We start from the raw sequence: 16602 nt of genomic DNA, 5'->3' as shown, positions 1-16602 counted from the left end.
CTCAAACCGGTAACCAAAACGTCTATGTTATCCAACCGTAATGTTCATGGCCAATCGTCGCGGCGGGCATAGAACTCTATTCAGTCATGCCAAGGTGTGAGTTTCCAGTGAATTGTCAGCATGAAGGCAGCACGTCGCGGCTGAGTCGCGCCAGGACTTGGCGCACTTCGGGAGCATTTTCGCGGCAGTCCCCGGGCGCAAAAGCAGGACCCGGGCACAAAAAAGGGACGGCCCGGCAAGTTGCCGGGCCGTCCCCTGTGCGGGCCGAAATTAGTGCTGGTGGCCTGCGTGCTCGTCTTCGTCGGCCGGCTTCTCCACCACGAGGGTTTCCGTGGTGAGGACCAGCGCAGCGATGGAAGCCGCGTTGCGCAGGGCCGCACGGGTCACCTTGACGGGGTCGATCACGCCGGCGGCGATCAGGTCTTCGTACTCGCCGGACTTGGCGTTGAAACCCTGGTTGACGGCGGATTCTGCCACCTTGGCAACAACCACATAGCCGTCGAAGCCGGCGTTCTGGGCGATCCAGCGCAGCGGCTGGGTCAGGGCCCGGCGGACGATGCCGACGGCGGCAGCCGCGTCACCTTCGAGAGCCTGGACGGCTGCGTCCTCGTCGAGGGCCTTCAGCGCGTGGATGAGGGCGGACCCGCCACCGGCGACGATGCCTTCTTCAAGGGCGGCGCGGGTCGAGGACACTGCGTCCTCGATGCGGTGCTTCTTTTCCTTCAGCTCAACCTCGGTGGCAGCGCCAACCTTGATCACGCCGATGCCGCCGGCCAGCTTGGCCAGGCGTTCCTGCAGCTTTTCCTTGTCCCAGTCGGAATCCGTGCGGGTCAGCTCGGCGCGCAGCTGGGCAACACGCGCGGCGACGTCCTCGGCCGAACCGGCGCCGTCGACGATCGTGGTGTTGTCCTTGGTGACCGTGATGCGGCGGGCGGTGCCGAGCACCTCAAGGCCAACGGAATCCAGGCTCAGGCCCAGCTCCGGGGAGACAACCTGTGCACCCGTGAGAGTCGCGATGTCCTGCAGCATGGCCTTGCGGCGGTCGCCGAAGCCCGGGGCCTTGACGGCGACGACGTTCAGGGTGCCGCGGATGCGGTTGACGATGAGCGTGGACAGGGCCTCGCCCTCGACGTCTTCGGCAATGATGAAGAGCGGCTTGGAGCTCTGCAGCGCCTTTTCCAGCAGCGGCAGGAATTCCTGCACCGAGGAGATCTTGCCCTGGTTGATCAGGATCAGGGCGTCCTCGAGGACAGCTTCCTGGCGTTCCGCGTCCGTGACAAAGTACGGGGACAGGTAGCCCTTGTCGAACTGCATGCCCTCGGTGAGGACCAGTTCTGTCTGTGTGGTGGAAGATTCCTCGATGGTGATCACACCATCCTTGCCGACCTTGCCAAACGCCTCGGCCAGGAGCTCGCCGACCTCGTCGCTCTGGGCGGAGATGGCGGCAACGTTGGCAACCTGCGTGCCTTCGACCGGACGGGCGTTTTCCAACAGGCGGGCAGCGACGGCCTCGACCGAAACCTCGATGCCACGCTTGATCTCGCCCGGGGCGGCGCCTGCCGCAACATTGCGCAGGCCTTCCTTGACCAGGGCCTGGGCCAGCACGGTGGCGGTGGTGGTGCCGTCGCCGGCAACATCGTTGGTCTTGGTGGCGACCTCCTTGGCAAGCTGCGCGCCAAGGTTTTCGTAGGGGTCGTCCAGCTCGATTTCACGGGCGATGGTCACACCATCGTTAGTGATCGTGGGAGCGCCCCACTTCTTGTCCAGCACGACATTGCGGCCGCGCGGGCCCAGCGTGACCTTGACGGTGTTGGCGAGCTTATCGATGCCGGCTTCAAGCGACCGGCGGGCAGCGTCGTTAAACGCAAGCTGCTTTGCCATGGTTTTGTCCTTTCAAGACAGAACCCCGCGCAACTGATCCGTTCATGGCGAAGGATCGGCTGCGCGGGGGACCAAGAGAGTTACTTTACGACGATCGCCAGAACGTCGCGGGCGGAGAGTACGAGGTACTCCGTGCCGCCGGTCTTGACTTCGGTTCCGCCGTACTTGGAGTAGATAACGACGTCGCCGACGGCAACGTCAACGGGAACGCGGTTGCCGTTGTCGTCAAAGCGGCCGGGGCCTACTGCAACAACTTCGCCTTCCTGCGGCTTCTCCTGTGCGGAGTCCGGGATAACCAGGCCTGAAGCCGTGGTCTGCTCGGCTTCGAGCGGGCGGACAACAATACGATCCTCAAGAGGCTTAATAGAGACCGACAAGGACCTCTCCTATTCGTCAGCAAATTCGTGGACTATGAAGCGGTGATGCCATGGCGTACAGACCGTCGTCGCGGTGCCGGCAGCAGCCTGGCTGTGAAGCTTCAGGTGTTAGCACCCTCCTAGGGAGAGTGCTAATGACGACTCTATGTAAATGGTTAGCACTCGGTCAAGGCGAGTGCCAGAAATTCATCTCGGGTGAACAGCTCCCCCGCGCGGGACATGCTCATTCTTTGCTGCAGCCAGCGGACACTTCGGCATCATGCTCCCTGCCCGCGCCAAGCGAGGGACATGTCCAACAGGTAGCGGCTACCCAGGAGGACATGCCCATTCTTTGCTTCCGCCACCGGACACTTCGGCATCATGCTCTCTGTCTGCACCAAGCAAGGGACATGTCCAGCGCATGCTGGCTGCCCAAGGGGGGCATGTCCACCGGATGAAGGCTGCTCAGTGGGAGATGCCCATTCTCTGCACCGTTCATTGGACACTTCGGCATCATGCTCCCTGCCCGCGCCAAGCGAGGGGCATGTCCAACGGGTAGCGGGCACTCAGGGCATGTCCAGTGCATGCGGGCTGCCCGAGAGGACATGTCCAACGGATGAAGGCTGCTCAGTGGGAGATGCCCATTCTTTGCTGCAGCCAGCGGACACTTCGGCATCATGCTCCCTGCCCGCGCCAAGCGAGGGGCATGTCCATCCGGGCCTGCTGGGTCCATGGGGCCTGGCGCGTGCCCTACTCGCCGGCGAGGTCCTCGAAGTCCACGTCTTCGCCTTCTTCGTCGTCGCGGTCACTGCCTTCGTCGTTCCGATGCCGGTACATCACCAGGGCTCCGCCGCCGGCCAGCAGGACGCCGGCGATGAGGAAGATGATGCCACCGAGCCTGGCCGTGGCATAGGTGTCGCGGATGGCCCGGGCCTCGTCCGTGGCGTCCTGTACGTTCTTGCCGCCGACGGAATAGACCGTCGCGTTGAAGGAATCGAGGAAGAAGATGATCACCAGCAACGCGATACACACGACGGCGATCACCGCTCCGGCGATGATCGCCGGCCGTGCGTAGCGGGCCAGTCCCTGCTGATGGCTATGGCGCACCCGCCCGCCGTCGTCCCGCCCGCCGTCGTCCTGCCCGTCCACGTCCTGCCCAGCGTCGTCCTGCCCAGCGTCGTCCTGCCCGTCCGTATTCTGACCGCCCGTGTTCTGCCCGGATGTTTCCTCTGACGTGCTGCCGCCTGTACCGCTGTCTTCCATGTCGTCAAGCCTAGTCCCCGTGGTCCGGTCGCAGCGTGCCCGCGGCGCTGAACTACGCTGGAAGGCATGACTGACGCACCGCAGGAACACATTGCCCCGATCCTCACGCCCGAGGGCTGGGAGCTGCTGGCGTCGCTGGGCCCGTACCGCGAGGACGAGGCCTTCCGCCTCACCGCGGCGCTGCGCAAGGCCGGCCACTCCCCCGAGCTGGTCTCGGCGGTGCTCACCCAGTCCCGGTTGCGGACCAAGGCCGAGGCCAAGTTCGGTGAGTTCGCCCGGCAGATGGTCTTCACCAAGGCCGGCCTGGAGCAGGCCACCCGGCTCACGGTGGCGGCCCGGCACGCGCAGCGGTTCGTCGAGGCCGGAATCAGCCATGTCGCGGACCTCGGCTGCGGGCTGGGAGCCGATGCCATGGCCCTGGCGTCCATGGATCTCATGGTCACCGCGGTGGAAATGGACGAGACCACGGCTGCCTGCGCCACGATGAACCTGATCCCCTTCCGCAACGCCACCGTGGTCCACTCCGATGCCACCGCGGTTTCCCTTGAGGGGGTCGACGGCGTCTGGCTGGACCCTGCCCGGCGCACCACGTCCACTTCGGGAACCAAGCGGATCTGGGATCCGGAGGACTTTTCCCCGCCGCTGTCCTTCGTCGAGTCGCTGGCCGGCTCCGGGCGCGCCGTCGGCGTCAAGATGGGGCCGGGCATGCCGCACGATTCCGTGCCGGCGGACTGCGAAGCCCAGTGGGTCTCCGTCGGCGGGGACGTCACCGAGGTGGCGCTGTGGTTCAACGCCGTCCGGCGCCCCGGCGTCCGGCGTGCTGCCCTGGTGCTCGGGCCGCTCGGTGCCGCTGAACTCACCAGCGGCGAGGACTTCGGGGGCGGCCCGGCGGCGCCCGTGGGCCCGGTGGAGGGCTACCTGTACGAGCCCGACGGTGCGGTCATCCGCGCCGGACTCGTGGCCGACGTCGCCCTCCAGCTGGGCGGGCACCTCGTGGACGAGCACATCGCCTACATCTGCGCCCCGGAGTTGCGCGAGACCCCGTTCGCCAAGGCCTACAAGGTCCTGGACGTGATGCCGTTCAACGTCAAAGCGCTCAAGGCTTGGGTCAAGGACCAAGGGATCGGCGTCCTGGACATAAAGAAGCGCGGCACGGCCGTCACCCCGGAAGAACTGCGCAAGCAGCTCCTGCCCGGCGGAAAACCGGCAGGGTCCAAGAGCAAGGCCAAGAAAGCGGCCACCCTGGTCCTCACCAGGATCGGCGAGGACCGGGTGGCCATCTCGGTGGAGCCCGTCTAACTCGGGCGGCCGGGGCTACTGAGCCCGGGTGAACTCTTCGGCGGCCTTGACCTGCTCGTCGGTCGGCCGGATCCCGGTGTAGAGCACGAACTGCTCCAGCGCCTGGATCGTGGCCACCTCGGCTCCCGTGATCACGGTCTTGCCGGCCGCGCGGGCTGCCTTGATGAGCGGCGTCTCGGCCGGGAGGGCGACGACGTCGAACACCACCTTTGCTGCGTCGATGGCCTGCTGCGGGAAGGACAGCGCCTCCGCGTCGGGGCCCCCGGCCATGCCCACTGGGGTGACGTTGATGATCATGTCGGCCGTGCCCGTTCCGGACCTTGCGGAGCCCAGATCCGGGCTCCAGGCGAACCCGTATAGCTCGGCCAGGCCGCGTCCGGTGTCCTCGTTGCGGGCCACGACCGTCACGTCCTTGAAACCGGCATCCCGCAGCGCGGCAACAGTGGCCTTGGCCATGCCACCGGAGCCCAGGACCAGCACCGAGTAGTCCGTCGGGACGGCATTGCGCTGCAGGAGCTGCTCGATTGCCGTGTAGTCGGTGTTGTAGGCGGTGAGCCGGCCGCCGTCGTTGACGATGGTGTTGACCGAATCGATGGCCTTCGCGGAGGGGTCCATGACGTCCACCAGGGCGATCACGTCCTCTTTGTAGGGCATGGACACCGCGCAGCCGCGGATGCCGAGTCCGCGCACTCCGGCGACGGCCTGGGCGAGGTCGGTGGGGGCGAAGGCCTTGTAGATCCAGTTCAGGCCCAGCTGTTCGTACAGATGGTTGTGGAAGCGTGTCCCGTTGTTGCTCGGCCGGGCCGAGAGCGAGATGCACAGGGTCATGTCTTTGTTCAGAATGGGCACAGCTCCATTAAACGCCAGGAGCGGCCCGCTCCCCCGCAGCCCCGCCTGGGCCCGGGCCCGAACCTCAACGACGCCCGGCGCCGGAGCCTCCCCTGACCAGCGCCGTTTGTGAATACACTCACGCATCAGCGGTAACTTTGGCACCGTCCGGGCCCAGCCCCTGCACTAGACTTGGACCACCCGTAGCCCTGCCAGCCGCCCGCCCGGCGCTGTGGCGGGAAATGGCACGCGACACCGCCGGTGCCGCGTGCAGGGGCACGTCCGAGGGTGTTTGCCAGCGCATTCCCGCCAGGACGACGGCCAGGACAGCAGAACAGTGAAGGGACCACATGAAGATCGAGTTCGCTTCATCCAGGCAGTCGACTCTTGGCGTGGAATGGGAGCTGGCCCTCGTCGACGCCGAGACCGGTGAACTGGCCTCCGTGGCGAACCAGGTGCTCCGCGGAGTCGCTGCCCGGCATCCCGAACTCAACGAGGACGACGAGCACCCGCACATCAAGCAGGAGCTGCTGCTGAATACCGTGGAACTCGTCACCGGAGTCTGCACCACCGTGGCGGAGGCGAAAGCCGACCTGAACAGTTCGTTGGCCGCGGTCCGCGAGGTCACCGACCCCATGGGCGTGGAGGTCTTCTGCGCCGGGAGTCATCCGTTCAGCCCGCCCCAGCTGCAGCCCGTGACTGATAAGGAACGCTACGCGAAGCTCATCGACCGGACGCAATGGTGGGGCCGGCAGATGGTCATCTACGGCGTCCACGTCCACGTCGGACTGGACAGCCGGGACAAGGTCCTTCCGGTGCTGGACGGCCTGGTCAACTACTTCCCGCATTTCCAGGCCCTTTCCGCCTCCAGCCCCTTTTGGGGCGGCGAAGACACCGGCTACGCCTCGCAACGCGCCCTCATGTTCCAGCAGCTGCCGACCGCGGGGCTGCCGTTCCAGTTCGCCCGCTGGGAGGACTATGAGGCCTACGTCCAGGACATGTTCACCACCGGGGTGATCGACACCCTGTCCGAGATCCGCTGGGACATCCGTCCCGTCCCGCATTTCGGCACCATCGAGATGCGCATTTGCGATGGCCTGGCCACCCTTGAGGAAGTCGGGGCCATCGCCGCCTTGACCCAGTGCCTGGTCGACGAATTCTCCACGACACTGGACAACGGCGGCACCATTCCCACTATGCCGCCGTGGCATGTCCAGGAAAACAAATGGCGCGCGGCCCGGTACGGCCTGGACGCGATCATCATCCTCGACGCTGAGGGCAACGAGCAGCTCGTCACAGAGCACCTCCGCGAGACGCTCAAGCGGCTCGAACCCGTCGCAGCGAAACTGGGCTGCAGCGCCGAACTGGCCGACGTCGAGAAGATCATCCAGCGCGGCGCCGGCTACCAGCGCCAGCGCCGGGTGGCTGCCGAGCACGGCGGGGACCTGCGCGCCGTCGTCCTGGACCTCGTCAAGCAGATGCGGCAGGGTCCGGAAGCCTAGCTCCGGCGCGGGGCGTGGCGTCCACGGGAGCGGACAATCGCAGGCGACGCCGGCGCTAACGGCGCCCCAGCCGCACCAACGTCAGTCGGACGCCGCCTCAGGCGGAGACAGTGGTGACCGGCATCGAGGAGTCAGGGGCAAAACCGATCCCACTCGGCTCCACTCCGGCCATCACCAGCTGCGCCCCGAGGGCTGCGACCATGGCGCCGTTGTCCGTGCACAGCGAGAGCGGCGGCACCGTCAGCCGGATCCCGGCGGCGCTGCAGCGCTGTTCGGTGAGCTGGCGCAGCCGCGAGTTCGCGGCAACGCCTCCGCCCAGGAGGACCTCCGTGATGCCGTTTTCGCGGCAGGCGAGCACGGCCTTGGACGTGATCACATCCACCACGGCTTCCTGGAAGGCCGCGGCGATGTCCGCGACGGGAACCGTCTCGCCGCGGGCCTCGAACTGCTCCACGCAGCGGGCGACGGCGGTCTTGAGTCCGCTGAAGGACCAGTCGTACCGGTGCGGGCCGGGTTCCTCGGCGGTGCCCATGTACTTCGGCTGGGTGAGGCCGCGCGGGAACCGGATGGCTTTGGCGTTGCCGGTGCGCGCGAGCTTGTCGATGGCCGGGCCGCCGGGATAGCCCAGGCCCAGGAGCCGCGCCACTTTGTCGTAGGCTTCGCCGGCGGCGTCGTCGATCGTGGAGCCCAGCAGCTCGACGTCGTCGGTGATGCTCCGGATCCGCAGGATCTCGGTGTGGCCGCCGGACACCAGGAGCGCACCCATGTTGTCCGGGAGGGTTTCCGGCGGCGACCCGGCGGGCGGCGTCGACACCGACGTCGCAGTGCCGGTGCCCTGCTGGAGGAGCCCGACACCGACGTGCGCCACCAGGTGGTTGATGGCGTAGAGGGGTTTTCCGGTGGCGACGGCGAGCGCCTTGGCCGCGCAGACGCCCACCATGAGCGCTCCGGCCAGGCCGGGTCCGGAGGTGACGGCAATGGCGTCAATGTCCGCCAGCTGAACGTTCGCCTCCGCAAGCGCCTCCTGGAGGGTGGGGACGAAGGCGTCGAGGTGGGCGCGGGAGGCGATCTCGGGAATCACGCCGCCGAAGCGGACGTGTTCCTCCATGGAGGAGGACACGGTGTTGGTCAGCAGTTCGGTCCCGCGGACAATGCCGACGCCGGTTTCGTCGCAGGAAGACTCGATGCCGAGCACGAGCGGCTGGGTGCGGTTCATGGTCGGCCTGCTTCCTTGGGCTGGGGGCTGAGTGGTTCGCGGGGCAGCTGGAGCCGCATGATCAGGGCGTCGACGCCGTCGCGGTAGTAGCGGGGACGGATGTGGATCTGTTCGAAGCCGAAGCGCCGGTAGAGCTGCTGGGCCCGGGGATTGTCCGCCCGGACCTCCAGCAGCACATCCTGGGCGCCGCGGACCCGGCTTTCCGCGATCAGCTCGGTAAGCAGGGCCGAGCCGATGCCCTTGCCCTCCTGTTCAGGCACGACGGCAATCGTCTGGACGTCCGAGATCGGTTCAATGCACATCAGCCCGGCATATCCCACGATCCGGCCGTGGAACTCCGCGACGAGGTAGCGGCGGGTATCCGTCTGCGCGAGCTCGTCGCGGAACATCTGCAGCGGCCATGCGTCCACCGGGAACAGCCGGCATTCGAGCTCGTGGACGGCGGGGATGTCCGCGGCGTCCATCTCCCGCAGCGTGACCTCGCCGGGCAGAGTGCGCGGTGTGGTGTGGTCAGCGTTCACAGGGCACGCTTCCGGGGTCCGGGCACCTGGGCATCGGACTCGCGGAGGTACAAAGGGGTGGAGTCCAGGAGCTGCTCCCCCGCCGCGAGCCGCGCGAGCGCGAACTGGCCCAGCGAGAGGGCCTCGGGCTGCCGTGTGCTGAATTCGGCGACAGCTTTGACGACGTCGGAGTAAATTCCCGCTCCGGCGCCGTAGACGGGCAGATCCGGAAGATCCGCGGCGAATCCGACGTGCGGGCCGCCGGCAAGGTGCGGCAACTGGGCGTCAGAGAGCGTGTACCGGGCCCAGTACACTTCCTTGCGGCGCGCATCGGTGGCCACGATGAACTCCGCGGCCGAGTCGGTGGATTCGGCGACTTCCAAGGCGATCGCGTCCAGGCTCATGACGCCGTACAGCGGCTTGTCCCAGACAAAGGCGAGGGTGCGGGCGGTGACGATCCCGGAGCGCAGTCCCGTGAACGGTCCGGGACCCACGCCGGTGACGATTGCGTCGACGTCGTGGCCGCTGACGCCGGCCTCGGCCAGGAGGGCGTCGATTCCCGGGGCCAGGACTTCCGCGTGCGTGCGCGTATCCTCGGTGGCGAAACTGGCCAGCACGGACTCCGGCGCGTCATCGGAGACCAGCGCGGCGCTCGCGACGGCCGAGGTGTCGATGGCGAGAATCAGCATCAGGAGTTCCGTTCCGGGGTCTGGGGCAGTGGGTCGGCGGGCGTCGCTTCGAAGCCCGGCAGCGCCGGGGGTTCTGCCCAGCGCGGGCCGAAGCCGCGGATCACGACGGTCCGGGGCTCGTCGTCGTCGTCCGTGTCGAAATCCAGCACGCCGGGTTCGACGGCGGGGTCAGCGGCCGTGCGGTCGGCGCCGGCTTCGGAGGGCACACCGGCGGCAGGGGCGGGGGCGCCTGGGGCGCCCGGTGATCCTCCCCGGGTGCGGTGGAGTTCCACCTCCAGGCGGCTGTCACTCAGGTGTTCGACCCGGTCGCGGCCCCATTCGACCACGGTCACGGCGCTGTCCATGGTGTTTTCAAGGTCGATGTCATCGACTTCGGCGGCTGATTCCAGCCGGTAGGCGTCCACGTGCACCAGGTCCGGACCGCCCGGCCGGGGTCCCTCGGGCAGGTTGGGGTGGATGCGCACCAGGACGAATGTCGGGGAAATGATGCCGGGCCGGACGCCCATGCCCTCGCCCAGCCCCTGCGTGAAGGTGGTCTTCCCGGCGCCCAGTTCGCCGGTGAGAATGAGCAGGTCGCCGGTCTCCAGGTCGGCGCCGAGGGCCGAGGCGAGCGCGTGCGTCTCCGCCGCCGTCCGGACCTCAACGCTCCGTTCCCATGCGGGCCCGCTCACGGCCGCTCTTCGACGGTCGAGGGCTCTTCGTTGATGTAGCGGCGGGGCACCCGCGGGCTGATCCGGGTGACGATCTCGTAGTTGTTGGTGCCGGCGGCCCGGGCCCAGTCGTCGGCCGTGGGTCCGCCGTCGGCGCCGTCGCCGAACAGCACCGCCTCGGCGCCAAGGATGCTCGGCCCTCCGGCTGTGACGTTGCGGGGTCCGAGGTCGATCACCATCTGGTCCATCGCGATGCGTCCCACCACGGGGTAGTTGACGCCTTCGACGCGGACCGGGCCTCCGGTCGCGATGCGCGGGACGCCGTCCGCGTAGCCCAGCGGGATGAGCCCGAGGGTGCTGACGCCGTCCGTGCGGTAGTTCAGTCCGTAGGAAACGCCCTGCCCGGCGGGCACGTCCTTGCAGTGCGACACCACCGTGCGGACCGTCATGGCCGGACGCAGCCCGAGCTCGGCCGGGCTTTGTCCTTCGAAGGGCGACAGCCCGTACAGGCCCAGCCCCACGCGGACCAAGTCAAAGTGCGTGTCCGGACGGGACAGGGTGGCGGGGGTGTTGGCCAGGTGGCGGACCTCCGGGTCCACGCCGGCGTCCTGGGCGACGGCGAGAATCTGGCGGAACGCGGCAAGTTGTTCGTCAGTTTCGGGCCGTTCGGGTTCGTCGGCGACGGCGAGGTGGGAGAAGATGCCCACGACCCGCAGCAGGCCCTGGTCCTGGTACTCCATGGCTTCACCCACCAGGCTGTCCCAGGCGTCGAGGGTCGCGCCGTTGCGGCCGAGCCCGGTGTCGACCTTCAGGTGGATGCGGGCCGGCCGTTCCTGCTCCCGGGCGGCGGCCACGATCCGGTCGAGTTCCCAGCCCGAGCAGCCGATGTCGATGCCGGCGGCCACGGCGGCGGCGAAGTTGCTGTCCGGTGTGTGCAGCCAAGCCAGCAGCGGCGCCTCGATGCCGGCGGCGCGGAGGGCCAGGGCTTCGGAGATGTGGGCGGTGCCCAGCCAGCTGGCTCCTGCACCGAGGGCCGCCCGGGCCACCTGGACGGCGCCGTGCCCGTAGGCGTCGGCTTTGACCACGGCCATGATCTTCGCCGGTGAGGCCACCGCCGCGAGGTGGCGGACGTTGTGCCGGATGGCCTCGAGGTCGATTACTGCGGAGCGTTCCTCCGCGCGGGCCGGCACTGCCGCCGATTCGGGCAGGAGATCGCCTGTTGCTGCTTGGTAAGTCACTTAACGATTCTAGGGGCGCCGCCGCGGGCCGGATAATCCGCGGGGCCACGCCCACCGCTGGACATGTCCTCCCGTCCCACGGGACATGCCCGTTCCTCGCGCCCAGGACCGGGCACACCGGGTCTATGTCCACGCCACGATCCGGGAGGAGGACATGTCCGGTGGCCAACGAGAACCTACCGGACACTGCCCATGGGACATGCCCATTCCTCGCGCCCAGGACCGGGCACACCGGGTCTATGTCCACGCCACGATCCGGGAGGAGGACATGTCCAGTGGCGGCAACCGCCCGCACCGGCACCTCCCGCAGCCCCTACGCGTCGGACAGGTGCGCGATGGTCGCCGTCGCCCGCCGTTGCGCCTCGGGCGGAACATCCCGCACGATCTCTTCCAGGAAGCGGTAGCGGCGCAGCCATTGACTAGCCTGCCGCTCCTTCCGGGCGTTGGCCCGCTGCCACCAGTCGGCAATGTCCCCCCAGCCGGGTGCCGCCAGCGAGCCCCCAACCTCCTGAACGGCCAGAGCCGCGCAGAGATTCGCAAACCGCAGCCGGTCCCCGAGCGGCCAGCCGGCCAGGCAGCCGACGATGAAGGCGGCCCCGAAACAGTCCCCCGCGCCTGTGGGATCGTAGGCGGACACCGGCAGCGACGGCACCCACTCCTCTTCGCCCGTCTCGGAGTCCACGGCCATGGCCCCCTGGGGTCCAAGGGTCACGACGGCGACCGGCACCCGGTCGGCCAGCGCGTAGAGGGCCGCCCACGGGTTGTCGTGGCCAGTGAAAGCCATCGCCTCGTGCTGGTTCGGCATGAAAGCGTGGAAGTACTGCAGGTTGTCCAGCCGGGTGGAGGACCAGACGCCGGACGGATCCCAGCCGACGTCGCCGAACAGCCGGACGCCGTTCTTATGCGCATCGACGGCCCAGGGCTCGAGTTCCTCCCCCAGCTCCGCCACGGCCGCGAGCGCCGGCGGCGGACAGCCGATCAGCTCGGTGGCGGAGACGGGCGCCGGGTGGCCGTGCGTCACCATGGACCTGTCCTTCTCCACGCTCAGGGATACCGTGACGGGCGAATGCCAGCCCGGCACCCGCCGGGACAGGGACAGGTCCACATGTTCCTGCCCGGCTAGGATCTTCCAGTTGTAGTCGCCGTAGCCGTCGTCGCCGAACGCGGCGGCCAGCCCGGTCCGCAGCCCCAGCCGGGCGGCGGCGATCGCCTGATTCGCGACACCGCCGGGGCAACTGCCCATCCCGTCGCTCCAGATTTCCGTTCCCGGCTGGGGTGCGTGCGGCAGCCCGGTGAAGATGATGTCCTGGAATACGGTGCCGGTCAGGAGCAGGTCGAACCCGTCCGCGGCCGAGCTGCGGACGGCAGACAGCGGGTCAAAGCGCCGCGTCGGGATCGCGTCCATATACGGCACACTACGCCGTACCGCAGCCGAGCGAAACCGCCGGCAGCAGCGGCCCGACGGCGGCATGACCGGACCGCCAGCAGCGGCCCGACGGCGCCATGTCCAGCACCTCAGTGGCGCCCCCGGCCCGCGCCACACCCGCCGGCACTGGCCCACACCGGCCGCGCCGGGACGTGCGAAGAATAGCGCGGAGAATAGACTGTCCGCATGCGGCTCACGATCGCCGGCGGGGGCGGGTTCCGCGTCCCCCTGGTCTACCGGGCGCTCTCTGCCGGCCCCTTCGCGGGGCTGGTGCGGGAGCTGGTGCTTTACGACGTCGATGCCGGCCGGCTGGCCGCCATCGAAGCGGTCCTGGCCTCCCTTGCACAGCAGGGTCCGCCCGGTTCCGGGCCGCAGGTCCGTACCGCATCGTCGCTCGCCGAAGCCCTCGACGGCGCCGACATGGTCTTCGCCGCGATCCGGCCCGGCGGCACGGCCGGGCGGACTGCGGACGAGCGGATCGCCCTGGACCTGGGCATCCTGGGCCAGGAAACCACCGGTGCAGGCGGCATTTCCTATGCCCTGCGGTCCATTCCGCCCATACTGAAGCTCGCGGAGGAAATGCGGAACCGCTGCCCCGAAGCCTGGCTGCTGAACTTCACCAATCCCGCCGGCATGGTCACCGAGGCCCTGGTCCCGGTACTCGGGCACAGGGTGATCGGGATTTGTGATTCCGCCGGCGGCCTGGTGCACCGCGCGGCCCGGGCTGCCGGAGTCACGCTGTCCGAGGGCAGGCTCGACGGCGTGGGCTACTACGGCCTGAACCACCTCGGCTGGCTGTGCCGTCTGGAGTCGGGGGGCCGCGATGTGCTCGCGGAACTCCTGGCGAACCCGGCCGCGCTGGCGGAGTTCGAAGAGGGTCGGCTGTTCGCGCCCGGGCTTCTTGGGGGCCTTGGCTGCCTACCGAATGAGTACCTCTTCTACTACTACGACACCGAACGCGCAGTGGCCGGCATGCGCGGCGCGGCCCTGACCCGGGGGGAATCAATCGCCCGGCAGCAGGCCGAGCTCTATCCCCGTCTCGCAGCCGCTGGGCCCGGGGCCTTTGCGCTCTGGGAGGCCGCCCGCCGGTCACGCGAAGAGGGCTATCTCGCGGAAGCCCGCACCGGGGGCGAACGCCGTGACGAGACCGACCTCGCCGGCGGCGGCTACGAACGGGTGGCCCTGGCGGCCATGCGCGCCTTGTCCGGGGGCGGCGAGGCCCAGCTGATCCTCAACACGGTCAACACCCTCCCGGCCGACACCGCAGTCAACACTGTCGCTGGGCTGGCCCCGGACAGCCCCGCCGCCGGCCGCGCGGCCGGGTCCGCAGTGCCGGCCGTGCCGGGGCTGCCGGCGGACGCCGTCGTCGAGGTTCCCTGCACGGTGACCCCCGACGGCGCTGTACCGGTTCCGCAGGATCTTCCGGGACCGGAGCAGCTGGCGTTGATGCGGCGGGTCAAGGACGTCGAACGGCTCGTGGTGGAGGCGGCGACGACCGGCCGCCGGGAGTCAGCCCTCGCCGCGTTCGCCCGCCATCCGCTCGTGGATTCGGAGGTCCTCGCCGGCAAACTGCTCTCCGGGTACGAGACCGCATTCCCGGAGCTGGGCCGCCTGTGGCACCGCGGGCCGTGACGACCGCACCGTAAGTGAAGACCCGCTGGCAGCCCGGCACGGCCGTTCAGCCCGGTTTCTACGGCCAGCCCGGCTAGAGCTTCCGATACATCACGTGGAGTCCCACATAGCCCAGTTTCGGGTGGTTGAAGGCCTCGGGAATGGTGGCGAGCACCTCGAAGCCCATGGACTTCCAGGCGGCGACGGCCCGGACATTGCTTTCCACGACCGCGTTGAACTGCATGGCCCGGAAGCCGGCGTCGCGTGCGGCGCCGAGCGAGTAGGCGCAGAGGGCCCGGGCCAGTCCGCGGCCGGCAGAGTCGGGATGGACCATGTAGCCCGCGTTGGCCACATGGCTGCCGCCGCCGCCCTGGTTGGGGTGCAGTTCGCCGGTGCCCAGGATGGCGCTGGTGTCGGAGGCGACCGCGACGAACGTCTGCCCCGGCGCCTGCTTGAACCAGCGCCCGCGGGCTTCGTCCTCGGTGGTGTCCCGGTCCCACGTGAAGGTCTCCCCCGCCCGGATGACGGGCTCCAGGATCGCCCAGATGCCCGGCCAGTCCTCCGATCGGGCCTGCCGGATTGTCCAGCTGCCTGCAGCATCGTGTTCTGTGGTTGCGCTCACAGCCGCCACGTTAGCAGGAGGCCGTGACTTGGGGACCGGGCAGTGAACCGGACGGTGAACGGAACCCGGAACCGTCCCCTGACCGGGCCCGCGAAAGGAACTGTGAAACCGGGCCGCAAAACGAGCTGTGAACCCGCCGCCACTTCAGGAGTAATGTTTTATCGACATGCATTTGGCAGAGAGAAATCTGCAGAGGAAAGGGGAACCGTGTCGCTGATCCGCCGCGTCGCTTTCCTTTCCCTGCACACCTCGCCCATGGAGCAGCCCGGCTCGGGTGATGCCGGTGGCATGAACGTGTACGTCCGGGCGCTGGCCGCGGCCCTTGCCGAGACCGGCGTGGAAGTGGAGATCTTCACGCGGTCCACCGCAGCCGGGCAACCCGCCGTCGAACATCCTTCCCCCGGCGTCTGCGTCCACAACGTCCTGGCCGGGCCGCCGCGGAAGCTGCCCAAAGAGGAACTCCCGGAACTGCTGCACAGCATGGTCGCCGAGATCGACCGCATCCGGCACCTGCAGCCGCACGGCCGGTACGACGTCGTCCATTCCCACTACTGGGTCTCCGGTGTGGCCGGTCTCGAGCTCGCGGAATTGTGGAGGCTCCCCCTCGTCCACACCATGCACACCATGGCCAAGGTCAAGAACCAGCTCCTCGAGTCCGGCGAACAGCCCGAACCGCGACGGCGCGAGGACGGCGAGCAGCAGATTGTCGACGGCGCCGCCCGGCTGATCGCCAATACCGGCACCGAAGCCGCGGAGCTGGTCTCGCACTACAACGCGGACATCGACCGCATCGACGTCGCGCCGCCGGGCGTAGACCTGGCCGTCTTCACGCCGGCGTTCCGGAACCGCGACAGGGCCGGGCATGGCGTGGCCCCGGGCAAGTTCCATCTCCTGTTCGCGGGACGAATCCAGCGGCTCAAAGGGCCGCAGGTCCTGATCAAGGCGGCCGCCCTCCTGCGGTCCCGGCGCCCCGACATCGACCTGCAGCTGACCATCCTGGGGGCCGTCAGCGGCGCGAAGGACTTCAATCTCAAAGCGCTGATCAGCGCCGCCGGAATGGACGACGTCGCCACCCACCACCCGCCGGTCAACGCACCGGAGCTGGCCGGCTGGTACCGGTCTGCCGACGTCGTGGTGATGCCTTCCTACAGCGAATCCTTCGGCCTGGTGGCGCTGGAGGCGCAGGCCTGCGGGACACCGGTGCTTGCCACGAAAGTGGGCGGCCTGTCCCGCGCCGTGCAGGACGGGCGCACGGGGATGCTGGTCGAGGGCCACAAAGCCAGCGACTGGGCGGATGCCCTTGAAGCTCTCTATGACGACCCCCAGACGCGCACCGACATGGGGCGCGCCGCCGCGATCCATGCGCAGGATTTCGGCTGGCAGCGCACCGCCGCGATTACGCTGGAGAGCTACCACACCGCAGTGAGCCAGTATTTTGGTACCCTGACCATCCCGGTGGGCCACACACCCTGAACCGGACCCCTCCGCCGAACCCGGGCCGGCAACACCGGGCCGGGACAC

At 68.5% G+C, this 16602-nt stretch carries 15 protein-coding genes; 4 read left to right on the top strand and 11 right to left on the bottom strand.

Annotated features, from left to right (window positions below; all coding sequences use genetic code 11):
• Positions 1-270: 270 nt before the first annotated feature.
• The 3 genes from groL to ACVWYS_RS04150 form a co-directional block, all read right to left on the bottom strand.
• Entirely contained in the window at positions 271-1881 is a 1611-nt protein-coding gene (gene groL / locus ACVWYS_RS04160) for a chaperonin GroEL (protein WP_091252087.1), read from the bottom strand.
• Positions 1882-1961: 80 nt separating this feature from the next.
• Positions 1962-2258: a co-chaperone GroES gene (groES, locus tag ACVWYS_RS04155; RefSeq protein WP_028275747.1), complete on the bottom strand. Its 297-nt coding sequence runs from the start codon at positions 2256-2258 to the stop codon at positions 1962-1964.
• Positions 2259-2987: 729 nt separating this feature from the next.
• Positions 2988-3500 (bottom strand): hypothetical protein, encoded by a 513-nt coding sequence (locus ACVWYS_RS04150; protein WP_456509392.1) that lies wholly within the window; start codon positions 3498-3500, stop codon positions 2988-2990.
• Between the two features lie 66 nt (positions 3501-3566).
• Between ACVWYS_RS04150 and ACVWYS_RS04145 the strand changes: the two genes are divergently transcribed.
• A complete protein-coding gene (locus ACVWYS_RS04145; RefSeq protein ID WP_456509391.1) occupies positions 3567-4799 on the top strand; it encodes a THUMP-like domain-containing protein in 1233 nt (410 codons plus the stop codon).
• Between the two features lie 15 nt (positions 4800-4814).
• Here the strand turns inward: ACVWYS_RS04145 and ACVWYS_RS04140 are convergent, their stop codons facing one another.
• Positions 4815-5648 (bottom strand): shikimate 5-dehydrogenase, encoded by an 834-nt coding sequence (locus ACVWYS_RS04140; protein WP_456509390.1) that lies wholly within the window; start codon positions 5646-5648, stop codon positions 4815-4817.
• Positions 5649-5977: 329 nt separating this feature from the next.
• Between ACVWYS_RS04140 and ACVWYS_RS04135 the strand changes: the two genes are divergently transcribed.
• The gene (locus ACVWYS_RS04135; RefSeq protein WP_116765052.1) at positions 5978-7129 is read left to right on the top strand and encodes a glutamate--cysteine ligase; all 1152 of its coding nucleotides are present in this window, start codon (positions 5978-5980) and stop codon (positions 7127-7129) included.
• Between the two features lie 97 nt (positions 7130-7226).
• On the opposite strand, the gene tsaD is transcribed toward ACVWYS_RS04135, so the two are convergent.
• The 6 genes from tsaD to ACVWYS_RS04105 form a co-directional block, all read right to left on the bottom strand.
• Positions 7227-8345 (bottom strand): tRNA (adenosine(37)-N6)-threonylcarbamoyltransferase complex transferase subunit TsaD, encoded by a 1119-nt coding sequence (gene tsaD / locus ACVWYS_RS04130; protein ID WP_456509389.1) that lies wholly within the window; start codon positions 8343-8345, stop codon positions 7227-7229.
• The gene (gene rimI / locus ACVWYS_RS04125; protein WP_116765330.1) at positions 8342-8809 is read right to left on the bottom strand and encodes a ribosomal protein S18-alanine N-acetyltransferase; all 468 of its coding nucleotides are present in this window, start codon (positions 8807-8809) and stop codon (positions 8342-8344) included. Before rimI ends, tsaD begins: the two co-directional genes overlap by 4 nt.
• Before the next feature lie 53 nt (positions 8810-8862).
• The gene (gene tsaB, locus ACVWYS_RS04120) at positions 8863-9534 is read right to left on the bottom strand and encodes a tRNA (adenosine(37)-N6)-threonylcarbamoyltransferase complex dimerization subunit type 1 TsaB (RefSeq protein ID WP_344368284.1); all 672 of its coding nucleotides are present in this window, start codon (positions 9532-9534) and stop codon (positions 8863-8865) included.
• Positions 9534-10205: a tRNA (adenosine(37)-N6)-threonylcarbamoyltransferase complex ATPase subunit type 1 TsaE gene (gene tsaE / locus ACVWYS_RS04115; RefSeq protein WP_456509388.1), complete on the bottom strand. Its 672-nt coding sequence runs from the start codon at positions 10203-10205 to the stop codon at positions 9534-9536. The genes tsaB and tsaE overlap by 1 nt, the downstream gene beginning before the upstream one ends.
• Complete coding sequence (alr, locus tag ACVWYS_RS04110; RefSeq protein WP_456509387.1) at positions 10202-11422, bottom strand: alanine racemase; 1221 nt, start codon at positions 11420-11422, stop codon at positions 10202-10204. The genes tsaE and alr overlap by 4 nt, the downstream gene beginning before the upstream one ends.
• Before the next feature lie 313 nt (positions 11423-11735).
• Positions 11736-12827 carry a carbohydrate kinase family protein gene (locus tag ACVWYS_RS04105; protein ID WP_456509386.1) on the bottom strand — a complete coding sequence of 364 codons (1092 nt, stop codon included), beginning with the start codon at positions 12825-12827 and terminating at the stop codon, positions 11736-11738.
• A gap of 207 nt (positions 12828-13034) precedes the next feature.
• Here ACVWYS_RS04105 and ACVWYS_RS04100 point away from each other — a divergent pair, with 207 nt between their 5' ends.
• On the top strand, positions 13035-14480 hold the full coding sequence (locus tag ACVWYS_RS04100; protein ID WP_456509385.1) for a family 4 glycosyl hydrolase: 1446 nt from the start codon (positions 13035-13037) through the stop codon (positions 14478-14480).
• 73 nt (positions 14481-14553) lie between these two features.
• Here ACVWYS_RS04100 and ACVWYS_RS04095 read toward each other — a convergent pair whose 3' ends face one another.
• Positions 14554-15081, bottom strand: a complete 528-nt coding sequence (locus tag ACVWYS_RS04095; protein ID WP_456509384.1) for an N-acetyltransferase family protein — start codon at positions 15079-15081, stop codon at positions 14554-14556.
• Between the two features lie 207 nt (positions 15082-15288).
• Here ACVWYS_RS04095 and mshA point away from each other — a divergent pair, with 207 nt between their 5' ends.
• Positions 15289-16554 (top strand): D-inositol-3-phosphate glycosyltransferase, encoded by a 1266-nt coding sequence (gene mshA / locus ACVWYS_RS04090; protein ID WP_116765060.1) that lies wholly within the window; start codon positions 15289-15291, stop codon positions 16552-16554.
• Positions 16555-16602: the final 48 nt, after the last annotated feature.

The organism is Arthrobacter sp. TE12231, from assembly GCF_054062895.1.
The sequence above is the reverse complement of the archived record's forward strand: the minus strand, read 5'-3'. Positions and strand labels throughout refer to the sequence as shown.

Bases quoted from the DNA above. Each gene is read 5' to 3' on its own strand.
- groL (WP_091252087.1), bottom strand. From the start codon at position 1,881: ATGGCAAAGCAGCTTGCGTTTAACGACGCTGCCCGCCGGTCGCTTGAA.
- ACVWYS_RS04150 (WP_456509392.1), bottom strand. From the start codon at position 3,500: ATGGAAGACAGCGGTACAGGCGGCAGCACGTCAGAGGAAACATCCGGG.
- ACVWYS_RS04145 (WP_456509391.1), top strand. From the start codon at position 3,567: ATGACTGACGCACCGCAGGAACACATTGCCCCGATCCTCACGCCCGAG.
- ACVWYS_RS04135 (WP_116765052.1), top strand. From the start codon at position 5,978: ATGAAGATCGAGTTCGCTTCATCCAGGCAGTCGACTCTTGGCGTGGAA.
- tsaD (WP_456509389.1), bottom strand. From the start codon at position 8,345: ATGAACCGCACCCAGCCGCTCGTGCTCGGCATCGAGTCTTCCTGCGAC.
- rimI (WP_116765330.1), bottom strand. From the start codon at position 8,809: ATGGACGCCGCGGACATCCCCGCCGTCCACGAGCTCGAATGCCGGCTG.
- tsaB (WP_344368284.1), bottom strand. From the start codon at position 9,534: ATGCTGATTCTCGCCATCGACACCTCGGCCGTCGCGAGCGCCGCGCTG.
- ACVWYS_RS04105 (WP_456509386.1), bottom strand. From the start codon at position 12,827: ATGGACGCGATCCCGACGCGGCGCTTTGACCCGCTGTCTGCCGTCCGC.
- ACVWYS_RS04100 (WP_456509385.1), top strand. From the start codon at position 13,035: ATGCGGCTCACGATCGCCGGCGGGGGCGGGTTCCGCGTCCCCCTGGTC.